A 17,095-nucleotide genomic window follows, 5' to 3' on the forward strand; every position below is an offset into this window, starting at 1 on the left:
AGCCGCGACTTACTGGGAGCGATCCGAGGTCCAGCCCTTGTACTCGGCGACGTTGTCTCTGGTCACGAGCTTGGACGGAAGCAGCTCGACGGTCGAGGCCGGCTTCTGGCCGTTGAGAATGCCGACACCGACCTGTACGGCCCGCCGCGCCATGAAGAACGGGTCCTGCGACGCCGAGGCCTGGATCTGCGGCGACTGCGGATCTTTTAGCGCGGCCTCGATATCAGGCGCACCGTCGACCGCGGTGATGATGATGCCGCTACGGTTCTGCTGGCGCGCGGCAAGATCGGTGCCGATCGCCTGCGGATCGTTGATGGCGAAGATGGCGTCGATCTTGGGGAAGCGGGTCAGATAACCCTGCGCGACGGTGAGCCCGCCCTCGCGCGAGCCCTTGCCGTCCTGGTCGCTGGACAGCACCTTGATGCCGGGATTTTTCGAAAAGACGTTCTTGCAGCCGACGACGCGGTCGATCACGGCGGAGACCTGCGGCCCGTTCTCGATGATGACGTCGCCCTTGCCGCCCAATTTGTCGACGATGTACTGGCAGGAGATCTCGCCGGCCTGCACGTTGTTCGTGGTCACGGTGGCGTCGGCGCCTTCGGCCGCGGTGTCGACGGCGACGACGACGATGCCCGCCGCCTGCGCCTTCTTGATCGCCGGCCCGATCGCCTTGGGATCGCCGGGGTTGAGCAGGATCAGGTCGACACCTGCGGCGATGAAATTGTCGATTTGGGTAACCTGCTTGCCGAGATCGTATTCGAATCCGACCGTCGTGATCTTCACGTTGGGATTGGTCTTCTTCGCCTCGAACTCGGCGCCCTTCGACAGCGCGACGAAGAACGGATTGCCCATCGATCCCAGCGAGACGCCGATCGACTTGAGCTCCTTCGCCGAGGACGGCACGGTGCTAAGAACAAGCGCCGTCGCAGCGCCGGCGAGCATGATTGTCTTCAACATGGACTTCCTCCCTGGTCTGTCTTCGTCCCCGGCGCGGCAGACCAGTTGCCGCAACGGAATTCGCATCGAAGGCGCGCCCAGCCTGTCAGGTCCTGGCCGAGCCTTGCAGCCGGTACCGATCGAGCGCCACGGCGCCGATGATCACCAGGCCCTTGATCACATATTGCCAGATATCGGAGACACCGATGAGGATGAGGCCGTTGGACAGCACGGCGATGATCAGCGCGCCGACCAGCGTGCCCCAGATCGAGCCGATGCCACCGACGAAGGAGGTGCCGCCGAGGATCACGGCGGTGATCGCGTCGAGCTCATAGGACTGGCCGAGCTGGAGGCCGTTGGCCGCATAGAGCCGTGCCGCCTGCATGGCGCCGCCGAGCCCGGCGAAAAGTCCGGAGACACCGTAGACGAAGATCAGCACGGCCCAGACCTTGATGCCGGCAAGCCGCGCCGCGCTTTCGTTGCCGCCCACCGCATAGATATGCACGCCGAGCACGGTCCGGCGCAGCACCAGCCACGAGACGAGGATGACCAGCAAGGCGATCACCGAGAGCCACGGGATCGAGAGGGCGCCGGGAACCAGCGTCAGCGAACCGTTGCCGATGAAGGCATAGGGAATGGATGGATTGAACACGGTGGTGTCGGCCCCGAGCAGTCGCGCGAGGCCGCGCACGGCGGTGAGAGAGCCGAGCGTGACGATGAAAGGCGGCAGGCGGAGCAGCGCGATCAGCGCGCCGTTGACGACACCAAAGCCAAGGCCCGTGAGCAGCGCGGCCGGCAGCCACAACATGCCGAGTTCCGGCAGCTTGGAGAGCGTCAATCCTGCCATTGCGGAGGCCGCCAGGATCGAGCCGACCGAGAGGTCGATGCCGCCAGTGAGGATGACGAAGGTCATGCCGGCCGCGAGCACCGTGTTCACCGCGGCCTGTTGCAGCACGATGCCGAGGTTCTGTCCGGTGAAGAAGCGGCCCTCGGACAGCACGTGGAAGCCGATGCACAGAATAAGCAGCACCGGCAGCATGCCGAGCGCACTGATCAGCATCCTCATCCGCTGACGCCTTGTCTCTGCGGCAGCACCGTTGGTCGTCGTCGATGCCGGCTTGGCCTCCGCAGCACCATTACTAGGCATCGAGATGCTCCATTCCCGTGGCAAGCGCCATGATGTCTTCCTGCGTCAGCGGCGAGTTCGGGCCGCGGGTGACCTCACCGGCGATGTGTCCGGCCCGCATCACGACGACGCGGTCGCAAATGCCGATGATCTCGGGCAGATCGGACGAGATGACGAGGATCGCGGTGCCGGCCTTGGCCAGATTGTCGATGATCGAATAGATCTCCGACTTGGCGCCGACGTCGACGCCGCGCGTCGGCTCGTCGAGGATCAGTACCTTCGGCGCAATGGCGAGAAGCCGCGACAGCAGCACCTTCTGCTGGTTGCCGCCGGACAGGCCACCGGCGGGAACGCCGGCATTGGCGGCGCGGATGCTCAGGCCTGCGAAGGCCCGGTCGGCGCGCTCACGCGCCTTGTCGCGATCCAGCACCCAACCGAGCTTGGCATCGCGCGCGAGCACGGCGAGATTGATGTTGTCCAGGCACGACATGTCGAGAAACAGCCCGAGCGCCTTCCTGTCCTCCGTTAGATAGGCGATGCCGGCCGCGAGCGCCTCGCCAGGCGTGCGGATCTCGACCGGGCGCCCCTCCAGTTCGAGCCTGCCGGAGGTCTTCGGTGACGCGCCGATGATGAGGTGCGCAAGCTCGGTGCGGCCGGCGCCGATCAGGCCGGCGAGCCCGACCACCTCGCCCGCATGCACGGTGAGCGAGCAACCCTTGACGCGCCGGCCATCGGCCATGTCGATCGCTGCGAGCACGGGGTGCCCCCGCCCCGCCTCCGGATCGTGGTCCTTCTTGTAGAACGAGGAGACGTCACGCCCGACCATCAGCCGGACGATGGTGTCGGCGCGGATCTCGGGCTTGTCCAGTGAACCGACCAGCCGGCCGTCGCGCAGCACGGTGACGCGGTCGCCGAGCGCGTAGACCTCGTCCATGCGATGCGAGATGTAGATGATGGCAAGCCCCTCGGCACGAAGCTGGCGGATCAGCGCGAATAGCCGCTCGCTTTCGGCAGCCGACAACGAGGTGGTCGGCTCGTCCATGATCAGGATCTTTGATCGGGCGTGCAGCGCACGCGCGATCTCGACCAGCTGCCGCTGGCCCATGGAAAGATGCGCCACCAGTGTCGATGGCAGAAAGTCCGCGCCCAGTCTCGTCAAGATGGGGCCAACGCCCTCGCGCATCGCCCCGCGCGCCAGCAAACCTGATCGCGACATTTCCCGGCCGAGATAGATATTCTCGGCCACGGTGAGATTGGGAGCGAGCGACAGCTCCTGATAAATGATGGAGATGCCCGCAGCGCGGCCGCCGAGCGGGCCTTCGATCCGCACTGCCTTGCCCTCGATGCGGATCTCGCCGCCGGGATCAGGCCTGTAGGCGCCGGACAGGATCTTCATCAGCGTCGACTTGCCGGCGCCGTTCTCCCCCATCAAAGCATGGATTTCGCCGGCATAGACGATGAGATCGACGGCACGCAGCGCCTTGATGCCGAAGAAGGTCTTCGAGACCCCGCGCATCTCGAGGATCGGATCGTTCATCGTGCCTCCCGGCGCACAATGCGTTTCCCACCCGCGTCTCGATCTTCCTGTCAGCGCGGTTTGGTCATTAAACAAAAGCGGGTGACGCAGGGCAATACCGAAGGCGAGTATACCGAAGTATGCACACCAGATTGGACCAGCTAGTGGCGCGGCCGATACAGTTCACGCCACGCGGGAAGCCGCTCGGCATAGGCATCGACCAGTCCGGCGTCGGGTTCGAATGTCTCGATGCGCTGCGGACGTGTGCACACGACGTCGATTGCCTCCCCCGTGACAGCAAGTCGCCCCAATCTCGCCGCACCGAATGCGGCGCCGGTCTCGCCTCCGGCAAAACGATGGACCGGAATATTCAGCACGCTGGCCAGCACCGAGAGCCAGAACGGGGACCGTGAACCACCACCAATGACATCGGCTTGCGCAATCGCAATGCCGGCATCCGCGAGCGCGTCGCGGCAATCGGCAAGCGCGAAGGCAACGCCCTCGAGCACCGCCTGCACGATCGCGGAGCGATCGGTATCATGGCTCAAGCCATCGAGCATGCCGCGCACCGCGAGATCGTCGTGCGGGGTCCGCTCGCCTGCGAGATAAGGCAGAAAGCTCACGGGCGACGGCGCCGGCGGGCGTGCTCCAAGTGGCGCCAGCAGCTCGGCTTCTGTGACACCGAACAGGCGCGCACCCCAGGCGAGGCAGGACGCGGCCGAGAGGATCGCGCCGGCCTGGATCCACATGCCGGGGATGGCGTGGCAGAACGTGTGCACCACGCGATCGGGATTGGCGGCTATTCTGTCGGTCGGCGACAGCAAGGCACCCGAAGTTCCCAGCGAGATGAACGCAGTGCGCGGCCGGATCGCGCCGATGCCGACGGCGCCCGCGGGATTATCGCCGGCGCCGCCCGCGATCACCGGCGGCCTCGCCATGCCCCAGCGCTGCGCGAGTTCGCGGCGCAGCGTTGTTGCAGGCGCGCAGCCCTCGACCAGGCGCGGCATGTGCTCGCGCGATAAGCCCGTCGCTGCCAGTGCTGCGTCCGACCAGTCCCGGCGCGCGGCATCGAGCCACAGCGATCCCGATGCGTCCGAGACATCCTCGACGGCCTCGCCCGATAGCACCAGGCGCAGATAGGCCTTTGGAAGCAGAACGAGCGTGGTCGCCGCAAAGATGTCAGGCTCGTGCGTGGCGATCCAGAGCAGCTTTGGCGCAGTGAAACCCGCCATAGCCTTGTTGCCCGTCACCGCACGCAAGGCGGGCCAGCGCTGCTCCAGCACGCGGCACTCCGCGGCCGCGCGTCCGTCGTTCCAGAGGATGCAGGGCCGCAAGGGTCTCAAGCTCGCGTCGAGCAGCGTGGCGCCATGCATCTGGCCGGACAGTCCGATGCCTTCGACCGCCGCCAGCGCAGACGCATGGCTCGCCTTCAGCGCATCCACCGTGGCAAAGGTCGCAGCGATCCACTGCGCGGGATCTTGCTCGTAATAGCCTGATTGCGGCGAGGCCGTCGCGAGCGGCCGGCTCTCGCTTGCAATCACGCGCTGCGCATCGTCGACGAGAACGGCCTTGACCGCGGAGGTGCCGAGATCGATTCCAAGATACATGAATGCTTCCCGCTCACTTCGCCGCGTCGATCCAGATCCCCGGCTCGGAATGCTCGCGGATATGGCTGACCAGGAAGTCCGAGAAGACCCTGATCTTGGCGGGCAGCCTGACGCGGTTCTGATAGGCGATGTTCATGGTCAGCAGCGGCAGCTGCCAGTCCCTCAGGACGGGCACCAACCGGCCGGCCGCGATGTCGCCCTGCACGATGTAAAGCGGCTGGATCAGGATGCCGAGCCCTGCGCGCGCCGCACCACAGATGATCTGGCCGTCATTGCTGTCGAGCGTCGGTGCGATCCGAACCGTCTGCGTCGTGCTGCCCTTGCTCAGCCGCAGTGAATAGGGATCATTGGCGAGATTGTAGATCAGCATATTGTGGCGGGCGAGATCGGCGGGATGCTCCGGCCGGCCGTGCTTCTCCAGATAGGTGGGAGCGGCCGCGAGCACGCGGTGCATCTGGCCGATACGGCGGACGATGATGTTGGAATCCGGCTCGTGCTCCCGCGTGCGGATCGCGACGTCGATGCCGGCTTCGATGAAGTCAGGGTAGCGGTTTGCGCTGATGATCTGCACGCTGAGATTGGGATAGAGCGCGCGGAAGGCGGGCAGCATCGGCGCGAGATAGATCATCGCGAAGGACAGCGAGCTCGTCACGCGCAGCATGCCCTTGGGCGACAGCGCGCGGTCGGAGACGGCGTCCTCGGCCTCGGCGAGCTCGTTCAAGAGCGTACTGCAGCGCTGCAGGAGCTCCTGCCCTGCTTCGGTCAGCCACTGCCGGCGGGTGTTGCGCTCGATCAGCCGGACCGCGAGCCGCTCCTCAAGCGCGCTGAGGTGACGGCTGGCGGCCGCGTTCGACATCCGCAGCGTTTCGGCGGCTTTGGAAAGGCTGCCGAGCTCAGCGGTTTTGGAGAAGACCTCGAGTTGGAGCAGCCGGTCCATTCTTACGCTATGAGGAAAAGAGACTTACAAATTTTGACCTTTATTTCCGATTTCTGCAAGGCAATATAGCGCCAACAAAACACCGTCGCAGGCGAGGAAATCAGGAAATGTCGGGCCCGATCAGGCACATCGTGATGTGGCGGCTGCGCGGGGAGACGCCTGCGGAGCGTTCTGCCGCCCGCCTCAAGGTCAAGACCCTGTTCGAGGGCCTCAAGGGCCGGATCGAGGGCCTCACCCATATCGAAGTCGGCGTGGACGTCAGCGCTGTCGACTACGCCTGCGACGTGGTCCTGTTCTCCGAATTCAAGGACCAGGCGGCGCTTGCCGCCTATGCCAACCACCCCGAACATCTGCGCGTGCGCGAGGCCTTGGGCGACTTGCGGATCGGGCGCTTCCAGGTCGATTATCCCATCAAAGAGACCGGCGCATGATCGGTTCGTTCATCTTTGAAAACCTGCCCTGCCGCGTCGTGTTCGGCAGCGGAACGCTGGCCTCCGCCAAGGCCGAAGTCGAGCGGCTCGGCGGCAAGCGCGCGCTGGTGCTGACGACGCCGCAGCAGGAGGCGCAAGGCAAGAGCCTGGGGATCGCGCTCGGCCCGCTCTATGCCGGCATCTTTCCCGGCGCCACCATGCACACGCCGGTCGAGGTCACGGAACGTGCGCTCGTTGTGATGAAGGCGTGCGAGGCCGACTGCGTCGTGTCGCTCGGCGGCGGCTCAACCACGGGTCTCGGCAAGGCTTTGGCCTTGCGCACCGGCGTCAACCAGCTCTGCATCCCCACCACCTATGCCGGCTCGGAGATGACGCCGATCGTCGGCCAGACCGAGAACGGCCTGAAGACCACGGTGCGCGATGCAGCGGTGTTGCCGGAGACGGTGATTTACGATGTGGATCTCACCCTGACGCTGCCGGCAAGCCTGGCTGCGACATCGGGCATCAATGCGATCGCGCATGCGGTGGAAGCGCTCTATGCACGCGACGCCAATCCCGTGACATCGCTGATGGCGGAGGAAGGCATCCGCGCGCTGGCGCGCGCCCTGCCCGCGATCGTCGCCGAAAGCGACGACCGCGAGGCCCGCACCGAAGCGCTCTATGGCGCCTGGCTGTGTGGCGTCTGCCTCGGCACCGTCGGCATGGCGCTGCACCACAAGCTGTGCCATACGCTCGGCGGCACCTTCGATCTCCCGCACGCCGAAACCCACACCATCGTGCTGCCGCATGCGCTGGCCTACAACGCACCGGCGGTGCCCGACGCGATGGCGCGCATCTCGCGCGCCATCGGCGCCGCCGATGCATCGCAGGGGCTGTACGACCTTGCGAAGGGGTTGGGTGCAAAGCTTGCGCTGCGCGACGTCGGCATGCCCGAGAGCGGCATCGACAAGGCGGCTGATCTCGCGGTGACGAATGCGTACTGGAATCCGCGGCCGCTCGAACGGGGCACCATCCGCGACCTGATCGCGCGCGCCTGGGCCGGCGAGCCGCCGAGCGCCATCAAAGCGGGGGCGTGACGCGATGCGACGCACGCTGATCAAATCCGCCACTGTCATCAGCATGGATGACGCGATCGGCGATCTTTCGGGCGGCGATGTGCTGGTCGAAGGCAACCGTATCGCTGACGTGCGCCCGTCGATCGATCTTGGCAGTGGCGCCGCCGAGGCTGAGATCGTCGACGGCACGGGGCGCATCATCATCCCCGGCCTGATCAACGCGCATATGCACACCTGGCAGACGGGCTTGCGCGGCTTTGCCGCGAACTGGACGCTGCTCGAATATTTCCGCCGCATGCATGCCGGCCTCGCAACCGTGTTCCAGCCTGCGGACATCCATATCGCGACGCTGGTCGGCGCGCTGAACCAGATCAATCACGGCGTCACCACGCTGGTCGACTGGTGCCATAACAATCCGACGCCTGATCATACCGACGCCGCGGTGCGCGGCCTGATCGAGAGCGGCATCCGCGCCGCGTTCTTCCACGGCTCGCCAAAACCGGAGCCGAAGCCGGGCGAGCCGCACTTCTCGGAGGTGCCGCATCCTCGCCGCGAGGTCGAGCGGCTGCTGGCCGGCCCTCTCGCCACCCGCGACGGCCTCGTCACGCTCGGGCTCGCCATCCTCGGCCCGCATTATTCGACGCTCGACGTCGCCATGCACGACTTCCGCCTGGCGCGGGAGTTCAAGCTGATCGCGTCGATGCATCAGGGCGGCGGCCCGGCCAAGACACAAGGCGGCTGGGAGAGGCTGATCGAGGCCGGGCTCGTCGGCACCGGCGTCAATGTCGTTCACGGCAACGATCTGCCCGATGAGTTGCTGGACCGGATGATTGACCTCGGCGTGTCGTTCTCGGTCACGCCCGAGAACGAGATGATCCAGGGCCATGGCTTTCCGATCACCGGACGTCTGCTGAACCGCGGCGTGCGACCGACGATCGGCATCGATCTCGAATCCGTGCTTGCGGGCGATCTCCTTTCCGCCGCACGCGTCGCGCTGTCGATGCAGCGGGCGCTCGACAATGCGGAGTCGCGCAAGGCGAGCGGCGCCATTCCGGCAACGACCACGATTGCAGTGCGCGAGGCGCTGTGCTGGATCACGACGGAAGGCGCCCGCATGCTCGGCCGCGAACACCAGATCGGCTCGCTGACGCCGGGCAAGCTCGCGGACCTCGTCATCATCAACGCCTCCGATCTCAATCTTTATCCGGTGCACGATCCCCTTGCGACCGTGGTGATGCAGACGAGCCTGGCCAACATCGAGGCCGTCATGATCGGCGGTGTCTGGAAGAAGCGGAATGGCCGGCTGCTGGCCGAGGGGCTGGAGACCAAGAAGGAGCTGCTGGCACAATCCGGCCGGCGACTGGTGCAGGACATCGAACGACAGGGAGGCGCCGCCTGAGGGCGCCAATGGACAAGAATAATGACTGATGCTCTGAAAGACGTCGCTTTCATCGGGATCGGCAAGATGGGCTTGCCGATGTCGGTGCTCGTCGCCAAGGCCGGTTACACCGTGACCGCATTCGATCAGAACGCGGCGCGCATCGCCGAAGCACGCACGCAGGGCATTGCAACTGCCGCTTCGCCGGCCGAGGCCGTGGGCGGCAAGACCGCAGTCGTCACGTCCCTGCCCGACGACGCCGCCTTGCGCGGCGCGCTGCTCGGTCCTGCCGGCCTCATCGCCGCGATGACACCCGGAGCCGTCTTGATCGAGACCAGTACCGTGAGTGTCGAGGCCTCGACCGAAGTTGCAGCCGCCGCGCAGGCACGCGGCATTGCCTATCTTCGTGCACCGGTCTCCGGCAACGCCAGCATCGTTCATACCGGCGCTTTGACCTGCTTCGTCTCGGGGCCGAAGGACGCTTTCGAAAATACAAAGCCGCTGTTCGCCGCCTTCACGCGCGCCCAGACCTATCTCGGGCCGGCCGAGGAAGCCCGCTACGCAAAACTCTCGGTCAACCTGATGATCGCGGTGTCGGCGGCGATGATGGCGGAGAGCCTGGCGCTGGCGCGCAAGGGCGGCATCGCCTGGCAGGACATCTTGAAAGTGCTCGACGACAGCGCGGTTGCCTCGCCCATGGTGAAGTACAAGACCGCGCCGCTGCGGACCCGCGATTTCGAGTCGACCTTCTCCTGCAGGCAGATGGCCAAGGACCTCGACCTCATCTTGGGTGCCGGCCATGCCGTCGGCGTGCCGCTGCAGCTCGCCGCCCAGGTGCGCGAGACCTATGGCTCGCTGGTCGCGCAGGGCGAGGGCGACACCGATTTCATCGCGACCGTCAAGCATCTCGAACGGTTGTCCGGCCTCGGCGAGCCGAAGCTGTGATCAACGGAGGCACATATGCGTAATTTCAACGAGACCACCATCACGGACGCCGTGCTGGAGCGGATCGCGGGCGCAACCGACCCACGGATCAAGGAGGTCAGCGAGGCGCTGGTGCGCCATCTCCATGCCTTCGTCCGCGAGGTGCGGCCGACCCAGAAGGAATGGGAGTACGGCATCGACTTCCTGACCCGCACCGGGCACATGTGCGATGACAAGCGCCAGGAGTTCATCCTGCTGTCGGACACGCTCGGCGTCTCCATGCTGGTCGATGCCATCAACCATCCGCTGCCGGAAGGCGCGACCGAAATTACGGTGCTCGGCCCCTTCTTCGTCCAGGCCGCGCCGGAGAAGGACAGCGGCGCAGATATCTCCGGCCCGATGGAAGGCGACCCGATGCTGGTCACCGGCTCGGTCTCGACCGTTGACGGCAAGCCGCTCGCGGGCGCCATCGTCGACGTCTGGCACTCCGACGATGACGGCTATTATGACGTGCAGCAGCTCGACGCCATCGGCGATCTCGCGATGCGTGCCCGCTTCCACACCGATGCCAATGGCCGCTTCCATTTCTGGTCGATCAAGCCCGCCGCCTATCCCATTCCGCATGACGGCCCGGTCGGCGAGATGCTGGAGGCGCAGGGACGCCATCCCTGGCGTCCCGCACATGTGCACTTCATGATCTCGGCACCCGGCTTCGAACAGCTCGTGACGCACGTGTTCGTCGCCGGCGACCAATATCTCGACAGCGACGTCGTGTTCGGCGTGAAGGACAGCCTGATCCGGGAGTTCGTCCGTCATCCCGCTGGCCGCGCGCCGGATGGTCGCATGGTCGAACGCGCGTATTTTCACCTCAACTATGATTTCGGCTTGAAGCAGGTTGCGAGCAACGCAAGAGCCGCCTAAGCCGAACGACAACGCGGACCGGCAAGAGTCCGCGATCGGGAAGACGAGGAGCAAGGATGGGACCGCGGGTCAGCACGAGCATATTTGCCGAGCGCCTCACCGGCATGATCGGTCCGCGCGCGAGCGTCGCGCGCGGCGTGCTCGATCAGCATGGGCAGAGCGAGTCGCATTATCGCAATTTGCCGCCCGACATCGTCGTCTATCCCGAGACGACGCAGGAAGTCGCTAAGATCGTCAAACTGTGCGCCGACGCGGGCATGCCGATCGTTCCGTTCGGCGCCGGTACCTCGCTCGAAGGCAATGCCGCGGCAGCCGCGGGCGGCGTCTGTTTCGACTTCGCGCGCATGAACAGGGTGCTGGCCGTCCACGACAGCGACATGGATGTGGTGGTGCAACCCGGCATCACCCGCAAGCAGCTCAATGCGGAGCTGCGCAACACCGGCCTGTTCTTCCCGATCGACCCCGGCGCCGACGCGTCGATCGGCGGCATGACGTCCACCCGCGCCTCCGGAACCATGGCGGTGCGCTACGGCACCATGAAGGACAATGTCATGGCGCTGGAGGTGGTGCTGGCCGACGGCCGTATCATCCGCACCGCCAAGCGCGCCCGCAAGTCCGCCGCCGGTTATGATCTGACGCGGATGTTCGTCGGCGCTGAAGGCACGCTCGGTGTGATCACCGAGATCACGTTGAAGGTGCACCCGGTACCGCAGGCGATCTCGGCCGCGGTCTGCAGCTTCGACACCCTTCACGATGCCGTGGACACCGCGATCTCCGTGATCCAGTCCGCGATCCCCGTGGCGCGCGTCGAACTACTCGACGACGTCATGATGCGCGGCATCAACGCCTACGCCAAGCTCGGCCATCGCGAGGCGCCGACCCTCTTCTTCGAATTCCATGGCTCCGAGAGCTCCGTAGCCGAACAGGCCGAGGCCGCTCAGGCGATCGCCGCCGACCATGGCGGCCACGGCTTTGCCTGGGCCAAGGCTCAGGAAGACCGCAGCCGGCTCTGGCACGCCCGCGACAACACGCTCTATGCCGGCCTCGGCCTCCGCCCCGGCGCTCGCGCGGTGATCACCGACGTCTGCGTGCCGATTTCGCGTCTCGCGGAATGCCTGACCGAGACGCGGCGCGATGCGGACGCGCACGGCTTCACCGCGCCGATCGTCGGCCATGTCGGCGACGGCAATTTCCACATGCTGATCCTGATCGACGCCAGCAAGCCGGAGGAGACCGAAGGCGCCAAGGCGCTGCAGGCCCGCATGGTCGCCCGCGCCATCGCCATGGACGGCACCTGCACCGGCGAGCACGGCATCGGGCTCGGCAAGATCGACTATCTCGCCGACGAACTCGGCGAGGCCGTCGATGTGATGCGCTCCATCAAGACGGCACTCGACCCGAATGGCTTGATGAACCCCGGAAAGATCTTTGCGAGCGGAGTCATGGCATGAGCGACGGGCTTCCGATCGAGGTCACCTTGCCCACGCCGCTGCTGGAGCTGCGCGGCATCAGCAAGGAGTTTCCCGGCGTCAAGGCGCTGGACGACGTGTCCTTTGCCATCTATCCCGGCGAAGTCCATATGCTGCTGGGCGAGAACGGCGCCGGAAAATCGAGCCTGATGAAGGTGCTGTGCGGCGCCTACCGTGCCGACGCTGGCGAATTCTACCACAAGGGTGAGAGGGTCGCGATCAGTTCCACGGCCGATGCGCAGAAGCTCGGCATTGCCGTGATCTTCCAGGAATTCTCGCTGGTCCCCTATCTCGACATCGCCCAGAACATCTTCCTCGGCCGCGAACCGAAGGGCCGCATCCCCGGCACCATCGACCGTCACAGGATATTGGCCGACGCAAGGCGCGTGCTCGACACGATCGGTTTCGACATCGATCCATCCACCACCGTCGATAAGCTGGGAGTGGCGCAGCAGCAGATGGTCGAGATCGCGAAGGCGATCAGCCAAAACGCCCGCATCCTCGTGATGGACGAGCCCACCGCGGCGCTGTCCGACCGCGAGACCGAGCTCTTGTTCGCTCTGATCGCACGACTGAAAGCCGATGGGGTGGCGATCGTCTACATCTCGCACCGGATGGCCGAGGTGTTCGCGCTCGGCGACCGCATCACCGTGCTGCGCGACGGCCGCCGCATCGACGGCGTCCGACCGGCCGACGTGACGCCGGACCAGCTCGTCCGCATGATGGTCGGCCGCAATGTCGACATGACCTACCCGCGGAATTTCGCCGACAAGCCGGGCGAGGTGCTGCTGGAGGTCAAGGGCCTGACTGCGCCCACCGGCATCTCCGACATCAACATCGAGGTGCGCCGGGGCGAGATCGTCGGCCTGTGCGGCCTGGTCGGCTCGGGCCGCAGCGAGGTCGCGCGCGCCATCTTTGGCGCCGATCCCGTGACGTCGGGCGAGATCATCTTCGACGGCAAAACTATCTCGGGCGAGCCGGACCTCGCCGCCCGCCGCGGCATCGCGCTGATCCCGGAGAGCCGCAAGAGCGAAGGCCTCGCGCTGCTGCGATCGGTGAGCGATAATCTGGTGGTCTCGGCGCTGAAGAAGCTTTTTCCGAGCGGGTTGTTCGATCGGCGCTCGGCCCAGCGCACCGCCGATGGCCTGATCCGGCAGCTGCGCATTGCAACCCCGAGCGCGCGCCAGACCGTCGGCCTGCTCTCCGGCGGCAACCAGCAGAAGGTCGTGATCGGCAAATGGCTCGCGGCAGGCTCAAAACTCTTCATCTTCGACGAGCCGACGCGCGGCATCGACATCGGCGCCAAGTCCGAGATTTTTGCGCTGATCGACCGCCTCGTCGCCGACGGCGCGGCGGCCCTGATGATCTCGTCCGAACAGATCGAGATCTGCCATGTCTGCGACCGCGCCTATGTGATGCGCGAGGGGCGCATTGCCGGGCACCTGACACGCAGCGAACTCACGGAGGAGAACATCGTGCGACTGGGGATGCATCATGCGTGAAGCCGCGGTCATTTCGCAACCCAATCCGCTGCAGCGCATTCCCGGCGTTGCCATCGTGCTGGTGCTGCTGATCGCGCTGTTCAGCGTGATCGCGCCCGGCTTCCTGTCGGTCGCCAACCTCTCCAACGTGCTGGTGCAGTCCACCATCCTGACCATGCTCGCGCTGCCGATGACGTTGATCATCATGACCGAGGGGCTGGACCTGTCGATGGGCGCGGTGCTGACGCTGACCTCGCTCTGCGTCGCGATCGTGTCGCTCGCGACCAAGTCGATGCTGCTGGGCCTAGGGGCCGGCCTCCTTGTCGGCGCAACGTTCGGCGTCGCCAATGGCTGGCTGGTCGCGATCATTGGCATCCCGCCCTTCGTCGCGACGCTCGGCACGCTCGGCATGGCTCAGGGCCTGTCCCTGATCGTCAGCGATGGGCAGAGCGTGGTCGGCATTCCCCACAGCGTCCGCGACATCTATTCGGCGACGCTTCTCGGCATTCCCGTGCCGGTCGTGATGGCATTGGTGACGTACGCCGCCTTTCACGGCCTGCTCTATCACACCCGCTTCGGCACCTACATCTTCGCGCTCGGCGGCAATCGCGAGGCGCTGCGCTACGCCGGCCTGTCGCCGAACAGGCTGCTGATCGCGGTCTACGCGATCGGCGGAGCCATGGCCGGCATCGCCGGTCTGTTGATGACCGCACGGATGAACTCCGGCCACCCTACCGCCGGCCTTGGCCTCGAATTCGACGCCATCGCCGCCGTCGCCGTCGGCGGCACGTCTTTCGAGCGCGGCAATGGTTGGCTCCTCGGCACCGTGCTGGGCGTGATCGCGGTGGGCGTCTTGCGGAACGGGCTGAACCTGATCTCACTGCCGTCCTCGGTGCAGGTCGCAAGCGTCGGCGTGCTCGTCATCCTCGCGCTGTTCCTCGACGGCCTCAGGAGCCGGGCATGACCGACATCACCAAGGGTGCCATCGTGCCGCCCCGCTCCTTCCTCTCGCAGGACGCAGTCCAGCTGTTCTATCGCCTGCTCGCCGCGCTCCTGATCTGCGCCGTGCTGGCCGTGCTCAGCGACTCCTTCCTCAGCCTCGGCAACATCCTCAACGTGCTGAGGCAGGCGAGCCTGACCTTCTTCATCGCCTCCGGCCTGACGCTGGTGGTGCTGACCGCGGGTCTTGATCTCTCCGTCGGCGCCAACGTCGCGCTGTCGGCCTGCATCGCCGGCACCATCATCCACAAGACGGGGTCGCCGGCGCTCGGCATCCTCACCGGGCTCGCGTGCGGCGGCATCGTCGGCCTGCTCAACGGCATCATGGTCACGGCGCTGCGCATCCCCTCCTTCATCGCCACCTATGGCATGCTCTGGGTGCTGAACGGCCTCACTTATTGGTACATGGCCGGCGAGACGCTGCATGGCTTCCCGGCCGGATTCCGCCAGATCGGCAGCGGCTATCTGTTCGGCCTGCCGATCCCGGTCTATCTGCTGCTGGTGTTTCTCGGGATCGGCACGCTGTTCGCGCAGCGCACGATCTGGGGCCAGGAGATCTACGCGATCGGCGCCAATCCGGTCGCGGCGCGGCTCTCCGGCATCCCGGTCGCGCGGCGCCTGCTGCTGGTCTACGCGGTCTCGGGCACCATGGCGGGGCTCGCCTCGATCATCTTCCTGTCACGGCTCAATTCGGCCGAAGCCGACATCGGCGAGAGCCTGACGCTGCCGGCAATCGCGGCCGTGCTGATCGGCGGCACCTCGCTGTTCGGCGGCGTCGGCACCGTGTTCGGCACCTTCATTGGCGCGCTGATCCTGACCTTGGTGCTGAACGGCATGAACTTGCTGTCAGTCAGCGCCAACTGGCAGCCGCTGGTGACAGGCATCATCGTCATTCTCGCGGTCTGGCTCGACATGAAGACCCGCCGCCGCGCGCAATGAGCACTCAGAAATCCAACAAGCAAAATGAGGGATGGAGGCAATATGAAAAAGAAGCTGGGTTATCTGGCGCTGCCGCTGCTGATGGCAGTTGCACTCGCCACCGAAGTGAGTGCCGACGGCGAGGCTATCGCCGTCTTCACCAAGAACCAGACCAACCCGTTCTTCCAGACGGTGCGGGTCGGCGCCGACAATATGGCGAAATCGCTGAACGCCAACACGCTGCAATACATCCCGACCAAGCCGGACTCGATTCCCGAGCAGCTCAGCCAGATCGAGGACGTGGTCGTGAAAAAGCCGAGCGCGATCGTCTTCACGCCTGTCGATTACAAGGCGATGGTGCCCGGTGTCGAGAAGATCAACGAGGCCAAGATCCCGGTCGTCAACATCACCGACCGCTCCGCCGGCGGCAAGTTCCTCTCCTTCGTCGGCGCCGACGATTACAGCCTCGGGCTGGAGACCGCGCGCTTCCTACTCAAGACCCTCGGCGGCAAGGGCAACATCGTCATCATCGAGGGCGTCAAGGGCTCGCTGACCAATGTCGATCGCGTGCGCGGCTTCAACGACGCGCTGAAGGAAGCGCCCAGCGCCAAGCTGCTGGCTTCACAGCCCGGTAACTATCAACGGCTTCAGGCGCTTCAGGTGATGGAGAACCTGATGCAGTCGAATTCGCAGATCGACGGCGTGCTCGCGGCCAACGACGCCATGGCCATCGGCGCGATCGAGGCGCTCGACGGCGCCAACCGCAGGGCGCTGGTGATCGGCATCAACGGCACCAAGGAGGCGATCGACGCGATCAAATCCGGCAAGCTGCTGGCGAGCGGCGACTACAACGGCTTTGCGCAAGGCTGCCTCGGCACCATGATGGCGATCCGCTCCTTGCGCAATCAGCCTATCATCAACGAGATCGTGCTGAAGCCGACCGTCATCACCAAGGATAATTACCAGCCCTTCGACGTGCCGTTGGAGCAGCGGACCTGCCCGACGTTCGAGGACGCCGGCAAGCTCAGCGCGAAATAAGCCGAACACCACGAGTCCGGACGGCCGCTCCTGCGGCCGTCCCAAGAATTGAAGCAAGAAACGGAGACATCATGCTGTTTGCCATTCACGCCGTCGACCGCACCGGAGCGCTGCCGACCCGGCTTGCCAATTACGATGCTCACAAGGCTTTCCTGAGCGACACCTCGCGCTTCGGCGTCAAGATCGTCATGTCGGGACCGCTGGTCTCCGACGATGGCCAGACGATGATCGGCAGCCTGTTCCTGATCGAGGCACCGGGCCGCGCCGAAGTCGAAGCCTTCAACCGTGCCGATCCCTTTGCTGCGGCCGGCATTTGGGAAAAGGTCACGATCACGGGCTTCCTGCGCCGGCAGGGGTGA

Annotated in this window: 16 protein-coding genes; 11 read left to right on the forward strand and 5 right to left on the reverse strand. The window is 65.5% G+C overall.

What is annotated here, in order from left to right; translation table 11 throughout:
- Positions 1-9: 9 nt before the first annotated feature.
- From P6U27_RS22495 to P6U27_RS22515, 5 genes are all read right to left on the reverse strand, one after another.
- A complete protein-coding gene (locus P6U27_RS22495; protein ID WP_122403946.1) occupies positions 10-957 on the reverse strand; it encodes an ABC transporter substrate-binding protein in 948 nt (315 codons plus the stop codon).
- Positions 958-1,042: 85 nt separating this feature from the next.
- Positions 1,043-2,083, reverse strand: a complete 1,041-nt coding sequence (locus tag P6U27_RS22500) for an ABC transporter permease subunit (protein ID WP_129144254.1) — start codon at positions 2,081-2,083, stop codon at positions 1,043-1,045.
- Positions 2,076-3,599, reverse strand: a complete 1,524-nt coding sequence (locus tag P6U27_RS22505; protein ID WP_407192639.1) for a sugar ABC transporter ATP-binding protein — start codon at positions 3,597-3,599, stop codon at positions 2,076-2,078. Before P6U27_RS22505 ends, P6U27_RS22500 begins: the two co-directional genes overlap by 8 nt.
- Before the next feature lie 140 nt (positions 3,600-3,739).
- Complete coding sequence (xylB, locus tag P6U27_RS22510; RefSeq protein WP_407192640.1) at positions 3,740-5,185, reverse strand: xylulokinase; 1,446 nt, start codon at positions 5,183-5,185, stop codon at positions 3,740-3,742.
- Between the two features lie 13 nt (positions 5,186-5,198).
- Positions 5,199-6,122: a LysR family transcriptional regulator gene (locus P6U27_RS22515; protein ID WP_122403949.1), complete on the reverse strand. Its 924-nt coding sequence runs from the start codon at positions 6,120-6,122 to the stop codon at positions 5,199-5,201.
- A gap of 107 nt (positions 6,123-6,229) precedes the next feature.
- Here P6U27_RS22515 and P6U27_RS22520 point away from each other — a divergent pair, with 107 nt between their 5' ends.
- The 11 genes from P6U27_RS22520 (at position 6,230) to P6U27_RS22570 (ending at position 17,095) form a co-directional block, all read left to right on the forward strand.
- Positions 6,230-6,553, forward strand: a complete 324-nt coding sequence (locus tag P6U27_RS22520; RefSeq protein ID WP_122403950.1) for a Dabb family protein — start codon at positions 6,230-6,232, stop codon at positions 6,551-6,553.
- Complete coding sequence (locus tag P6U27_RS22525) at positions 6,550-7,629, forward strand: maleylacetate reductase (protein WP_407192641.1); 1,080 nt, start codon at positions 6,550-6,552, stop codon at positions 7,627-7,629. Before P6U27_RS22520 ends, P6U27_RS22525 begins: the two co-directional genes overlap by 4 nt.
- A gap of 4 nt (positions 7,630-7,633) precedes the next feature.
- Complete coding sequence (locus P6U27_RS22530) at positions 7,634-9,007, forward strand: amidohydrolase family protein (RefSeq protein WP_407192642.1); 1,374 nt, start codon at positions 7,634-7,636, stop codon at positions 9,005-9,007.
- Positions 9,008-9,028: 21 nt separating this feature from the next.
- The gene (locus tag P6U27_RS22535) at positions 9,029-9,931 is read left to right on the forward strand and encodes an NAD(P)-dependent oxidoreductase (RefSeq protein WP_407192643.1); all 903 of its coding nucleotides are present in this window, start codon (positions 9,029-9,031) and stop codon (positions 9,929-9,931) included.
- A 15-nt stretch (positions 9,932-9,946) separates the two neighbouring features.
- A complete protein-coding gene (locus P6U27_RS22540) occupies positions 9,947-10,831 on the forward strand; it encodes an intradiol ring-cleavage dioxygenase (RefSeq protein WP_407192644.1) in 885 nt (294 codons plus the stop codon).
- 56 nt (positions 10,832-10,887) lie between these two features.
- Complete coding sequence (locus tag P6U27_RS22545) at positions 10,888-12,282, forward strand: FAD-linked oxidase C-terminal domain-containing protein (protein WP_407192645.1); 1,395 nt, start codon at positions 10,888-10,890, stop codon at positions 12,280-12,282.
- Positions 12,279-13,802, forward strand: coding sequence for a sugar ABC transporter ATP-binding protein (locus P6U27_RS22550; RefSeq protein WP_407192646.1), 1,524 nt, complete (start codon positions 12,279-12,281; stop codon positions 13,800-13,802). The genes P6U27_RS22545 and P6U27_RS22550 overlap by 4 nt, the downstream gene beginning before the upstream one ends.
- Entirely contained in the window at positions 13,795-14,745 is a 951-nt protein-coding gene (locus tag P6U27_RS22555) for an ABC transporter permease (protein ID WP_122403957.1), read from the forward strand. The genes P6U27_RS22550 and P6U27_RS22555 overlap by 8 nt, the downstream gene beginning before the upstream one ends.
- Positions 14,742-15,719: an ABC transporter permease gene (locus P6U27_RS22560; protein WP_122403958.1), complete on the forward strand. Its 978-nt coding sequence runs from the start codon at positions 14,742-14,744 to the stop codon at positions 15,717-15,719. The genes P6U27_RS22555 and P6U27_RS22560 overlap by 4 nt, the downstream gene beginning before the upstream one ends.
- Positions 15,720-15,761: 42 nt before the next feature.
- Positions 15,762-16,736 (forward strand): sugar ABC transporter substrate-binding protein, encoded by a 975-nt coding sequence (locus P6U27_RS22565; RefSeq protein ID WP_407192647.1) that lies wholly within the window; start codon positions 15,762-15,764, stop codon positions 16,734-16,736.
- A 71-nt stretch (positions 16,737-16,807) separates the two neighbouring features.
- Positions 16,808-17,095, forward strand: a complete 288-nt coding sequence (locus tag P6U27_RS22570; RefSeq protein ID WP_129144264.1) for a YciI family protein — start codon at positions 16,808-16,810, stop codon at positions 17,093-17,095.

The organism is Bradyrhizobium sp. STM 3566, from assembly GCF_045571445.1.
In the GTDB taxonomy this organism is placed as follows: Bacteria; Pseudomonadota; Alphaproteobacteria; order Rhizobiales; family Xanthobacteraceae; genus Bradyrhizobium; species Bradyrhizobium vignae.

Bases quoted from the DNA above. Each gene is read 5' to 3' on its own strand.
- P6U27_RS22495 (WP_122403946.1), bottom strand. From the start codon at position 957: ATGTTGAAGACAATCATGCTCGCCGGCGCTGCGACGGCGCTTGTTCTT.
- P6U27_RS22500 (WP_129144254.1), bottom strand. From the start codon at position 2,083: ATGCCTAGTAATGGTGCTGCGGAGGCCAAGCCGGCATCGACGACGACC.
- P6U27_RS22505 (WP_407192639.1), bottom strand. From the start codon at position 3,599: ATGAACGATCCGATCCTCGAGATGCGCGGGGTCTCGAAGACCTTCTTC.
- xylB (WP_407192640.1), bottom strand. From the start codon at position 5,185: ATGTATCTTGGAATCGATCTCGGCACCTCCGCGGTCAAGGCCGTTCTC.
- P6U27_RS22515 (WP_122403949.1), bottom strand. From the start codon at position 6,122: ATGGACCGGCTGCTCCAACTCGAGGTCTTCTCCAAAACCGCTGAGCTC.
- P6U27_RS22520 (WP_122403950.1), top strand. From the start codon at position 6,230: ATGTCGGGCCCGATCAGGCACATCGTGATGTGGCGGCTGCGCGGGGAG.
- P6U27_RS22525 (WP_407192641.1), top strand. From the start codon at position 6,550: ATGATCGGTTCGTTCATCTTTGAAAACCTGCCCTGCCGCGTCGTGTTC.
- P6U27_RS22530 (WP_407192642.1), top strand. From the start codon at position 7,634: ATGCGACGCACGCTGATCAAATCCGCCACTGTCATCAGCATGGATGAC.
- P6U27_RS22535 (WP_407192643.1), top strand. From the start codon at position 9,029: ATGACTGATGCTCTGAAAGACGTCGCTTTCATCGGGATCGGCAAGATG.
- P6U27_RS22540 (WP_407192644.1), top strand. From the start codon at position 9,947: ATGCGTAATTTCAACGAGACCACCATCACGGACGCCGTGCTGGAGCGG.
- P6U27_RS22545 (WP_407192645.1), top strand. From the start codon at position 10,888: ATGGGACCGCGGGTCAGCACGAGCATATTTGCCGAGCGCCTCACCGGC.
- P6U27_RS22550 (WP_407192646.1), top strand. From the start codon at position 12,279: ATGAGCGACGGGCTTCCGATCGAGGTCACCTTGCCCACGCCGCTGCTG.
- P6U27_RS22555 (WP_122403957.1), top strand. From the start codon at position 13,795: ATGCGTGAAGCCGCGGTCATTTCGCAACCCAATCCGCTGCAGCGCATT.
- P6U27_RS22560 (WP_122403958.1), top strand. From the start codon at position 14,742: ATGACCGACATCACCAAGGGTGCCATCGTGCCGCCCCGCTCCTTCCTC.
- P6U27_RS22565 (WP_407192647.1), top strand. From the start codon at position 15,762: ATGAAAAAGAAGCTGGGTTATCTGGCGCTGCCGCTGCTGATGGCAGTT.
- P6U27_RS22570 (WP_129144264.1), top strand. From the start codon at position 16,808: ATGCTGTTTGCCATTCACGCCGTCGACCGCACCGGAGCGCTGCCGACC.